Origin of the sequence: Vibrio sp. 10N.222.48.A3 (genome assembly GCF_041475345.1) — a bacterium.
Taxonomy (GTDB): domain Bacteria; phylum Pseudomonadota; class Gammaproteobacteria; order Enterobacterales; family Vibrionaceae; genus Vibrio; species Vibrio tasmaniensis_A.
Map to the genome: position 1 here is coordinate 1 of NZ_JBFRVX010000344.1, position 3,875 is coordinate 3,875.

Genomic DNA, 3,875 nt, shown 5'->3' on the forward strand with positions numbered 1-3,875 from the left:
GCATCTCTTGTTCAGACACTTCTTCGCCTTTGTTCTTATGATAGAAGTAAAAACAAGCCGCGCGACCTAAACCATAAGAGGTGCCGAAACTCATTGCCGCTGCAGCCACCGCACCTACCGTTTGACCATAAACTGGAATTAGCTTTATCAACTGTCGAGTGCCCAGCTTCATTCCGTATTGCAAAGCAAAACTGCTTCCCAGAGTGCCTATCAACTCACTGAAGACTCTCTTGTTCCACTCGACCCCATATTGATTCGCTAAACTATGAAGCATTTTCGCTTGAATCGCAGGTACCGACACCAAACCAACACCCGGAATCAGGTCGCTCGCTGCTGCACTTCCTGCATACCAAAGCACTTCGTTTTCAACTTGATCAAAGTTGGCTTCTTCTTGCGTGGAGTGCTCTTTGTCTTGCACCATCATTCCAATAACAGGAAGAATACTGGTCAGCTTTTCTAACAAGATGTCATAGTTGTAAATTGAACCACTGTTATTGCTCGAGTCATCCGTTTCGAAATCGACCGCGACGGATTCAAACTCTTTACCCCAAGCCTTCTCTACTTGGTTGGTGTTGAACTGAACCTGCCTTGCTCGATCTGTTTCACCGGAAGACAACACTGCAGTATGAACAAGCAGCAAGTGTTTAATTTTCTTCTGTTTCTTAATCTGCTTTAGAGCCGCAAGCACTGAGGATTGTTCAGGTTCGTCGGCTTTCATTACAACGACTAATGCATTACCTGCCTGACCAATCTCTTCCAGATCCTCTTTCGCATCATAATTCGCTTCGCTTAGTCCTCTGGTATCGAGAAAGCGCATCACGGGTTTGTCTTGTGGGAATTCGTAAGACATCGCCGTCATGGTACAAGGTGCAAAACCATTGCCCACTTCAACAGAAGAGTCGCCAGTCACCGCCTGAATAAACGATGACTTGCCCGCCCCCGTTTTTCCCAACAGCCACAATGTTGGCAGATGCTGACGCTGGTATTCATGGGCCTGAGTAAGATCTGGGTTCTTGCTCGGATTAATGAAGTCTTTTATTTGATCAAACATGTTCAGAGTAACGCTCACTTGATGTTGAGATTCGAGTTGATGACAAAGCAATACTGACTTATATAATCACAAATCATATTAAACTTATGTTTGTTCAGTCGCACAGGTTTACAATACCTAAACGCTTGTTTTTATTTGCGCGCTCATTTTTATAGACGCTTTTTTATACGTGCGGGTATCATCGTATTGATTCACACATCGAACAAACATCAACAAACACAGAGAAGTAAAAGGTAAGTATGGAACAAATTTATTTAGCTGGCGGTTGCTTATGGGGCGTACAGGAATTTATTAAGTACGTTCCTGGTGTTATCAGCACAGAAGCAGGCCGTGCCAATGGAAGCACCCACCAGCTAACAGAAAACGGGTCGACGCAGCAAAGCGATTACGATGGCTATGCAGAGTGCGTACAAATTGAATTTGATCCAAGCGTTACGTCTGTAATGATTTTGATGAAACACTTGTTTGAGATTATCGACCCTTACAGCGTGAATAAACAAGGTGTCGATGTCGGAGAAAAATACCGCACAGGCGTTTACAGTACTAACGCAGAACACTTAACCGAAGCTAAGCACTATATTGCCTCTCGTGACGACGCCGACCGTATCGCACTCGAGATATTACCGTTAACTCACTATGTCGCGAGTGATGACATCCACCAGCATCACTTAAGTCACTTCCCTGAAGATCACCACTTGTGCCATATCCCTTGGGATCTGCTGCATAAGTATAAATCACAGTAGTCACGACGTAAGATTGAGATGGTCACGACCTAAGATCGATAAAGCCTCAACAGATATTACCCGTTGAGGCTTTGGCTTTATCGGTGCTAATGGCCAAGACAGCTATCGTGAATTGGTTTGATAGCTCAAACCATTAAGCATTAGCCATTAGCCAATAAGTTACTTAGTCGTATTCTCAAGCACGTAGTCCGGACCCGCGGTTTCAGCCGTCACGACCGCAAGTTTAGACACATCTGCGCCTTCACCTTGGTAAGCGTTAATGCCGTTAGTAACGGTCATTGCGGGCAACTCAACAGAGAAGCTCGAGATCTGCTCAGATGCTGTCACTTGGCCAACATATGTTTCATTGTCATACGTTGCGCCCATTAGCGGGTAATCTTGCGTTGCACGTACACTTACAAACTCAGGAGATTGCGAGTTATCAACCACGTTGTGTTTGAACGCCACATCAACACCTGCATAAATCTTTTCAACTTCCGCATTATTGAACAGGCTAACACGGTGAGTTTGGTTGCCATAGATAATGCCCCACTCAGTGTCGACTAGAGAGTTATTTTCGATGGTGATGTTTTTCGGCGTCCACTGCTTGTTCAGCTCTTTGCCCTTCACCGATTGATCTAGCTGCTCACCATTCGCTACGTCGATGATACCTGTGTTAATAACAATGCCGCCACGTAGGTCAGCATTGCCTTCAATCACACCGTCACGTCCACGAGTATTCGCAATGTAGTTATTACGGATCACATGGTCTTCGTCGTAGATTCGAATACCACCCGTTAAGTTCTTTTTATTACCTAGAATAATGTTATTTTCAACACTACTTCCTTTACCATGACGCAAAGAAATCAAAGCTGAACTTTCAAAAATTGTATTTCCAGAAATTGTGTTGCCACCCGACTTAACTGAGACAAGCTCGCGCTCGCCATCCATGTCGATCATCAAGTTATTAACGAATTTTGAATTAGAGTCCCACTGAGAAGATTTTGAATCACCAATACGAAGTGCTTCCCAGCTGTTGCCGTTGTAACGAATCGCCTCTTTGATATCGAATTCATTGAACTGGTTAGGCTTTTGGTCCATGAAGATGTTATTTGCGATCAGGTGGTTGTCAGCTGTGTCATCTTTTTGCACACCAATCAAAGTGCCGCGCTTCTGCTTACCTTCGAAACGGTTGTTGATGACTTTGCCGTCTTTACCCCACAAAGAAACCCACAGGTATCTTGGGTATTCAGAACGACGCTCATCTGGTTGATATTCATAAGCGTGGTTGAAATAATAAAATGTTGAATTCTTTAAAGTGTTGTTGTCGCCCATCATTCGTACGCCGCCAAACCTTTCGTTTGGACCGCCTTCGGTAAACACTAGGCCATCAAGCGTGATGTTATCGCCTTTCAGTTCAAACTGAACTAGGCCAGTTAACCAGGCGGAACCCGCTTGCTCGGCTTTAATGGTGATGTCATTCGCCGTAATCGTCACTTGACCTAAGTTTGCGTATTTACCGGCAGGGATAATAACTTCGTCGCCATCTTTTAGGTTTTCAAATTGTGCTTTAAGCGCAGCGACTTGCTCTTCTGATGCAACGGCTAATGTGTTGCCATCGACCTCAGTTAAGCGGTCACTGTTCAATAGGTAACTACGGTCGATTTCGCTAATAGCTGGCGCAGCTTGTTCAGCGACACTGACTACGGGTGCTGTTTTCTCTTGTGTCGTACAGCCTGTTGCAAAAGCGAGCGTGAACGCGCTAATAATGCTTACCGATAATAGTTTTTTGTTCATCGTACATCTCACGTTAAAGTTTGGATTATAAAAATGACGGCCACCCATTTAGGTGGCCGTGATGTTATTTAGGATGCGTATTAAATTAGCCTTCGGCTGGAGTCACTTCGTCTTGTTGCTCGACTTTGTCATCGACTGCTTTAACAAGTAACAGACCAACAGAGAACACAATCAAACCACACAGAACGAATACCATGCGTCCCCACATAGGGTTTGGCAGTACGAACATAGTCATTACACCCACACCCGCTACCGCGATAAGTGAACCCAACATACGACGTTGCTTGTTATCCAGTTTCTTCTGT

The 3,875-nt window shown here is 44.6% G+C and carries 3 protein-coding genes and 1 pseudogene; 1 reads left to right on the forward strand and 3 read right to left on the reverse strand.

Annotated elements, in window-relative coordinates:
• The coding region (locus AB4653_RS10850; RefSeq protein ID WP_372104134.1) for a YcjF family protein at window positions 1-1,051 on the reverse strand (1,051 nt) is incomplete at its 3' end.
• Between the two features lie 239 nt (window positions 1,052-1,290).
• On the opposite strand from AB4653_RS10850, the gene AB4653_RS10855 reads away from it, so the two are divergent.
• Window positions 1,291-1,794: a peptide-methionine (S)-S-oxide reductase gene (locus AB4653_RS10855; protein ID WP_102257321.1), complete on the forward strand. Its 504-nt coding sequence runs from the start codon at window positions 1,291-1,293 to the stop codon at window positions 1,792-1,794.
• A 159-nt stretch (window positions 1,795-1,953) separates the two neighbouring features.
• Here AB4653_RS10855 and AB4653_RS10860 read toward each other — a convergent pair whose 3' ends face one another.
• Window positions 1,954-3,570 (reverse strand): polysaccharide lyase 6 family protein, encoded by a 1,617-nt coding sequence (locus AB4653_RS10860; protein WP_102257322.1) that lies wholly within the window; start codon window positions 3,568-3,570, stop codon window positions 1,954-1,956.
• A gap of 85 nt (window positions 3,571-3,655) precedes the next feature.
• Window positions 3,656-3,875 (reverse strand): annotated as a pseudogene (locus tag AB4653_RS10865) (transporter); the annotation flags it as partial.

Bases quoted from the DNA above. Each gene is read 5' to 3' on its own strand.
- AB4653_RS10855 (WP_102257321.1), top strand. From the start codon at position 1,291: ATGGAACAAATTTATTTAGCTGGCGGTTGCTTATGGGGCGTACAGGAA.
- AB4653_RS10860 (WP_102257322.1), bottom strand. From the start codon at position 3,570: ATGAACAAAAAACTATTATCGGTAAGCATTATTAGCGCGTTCACGCTC.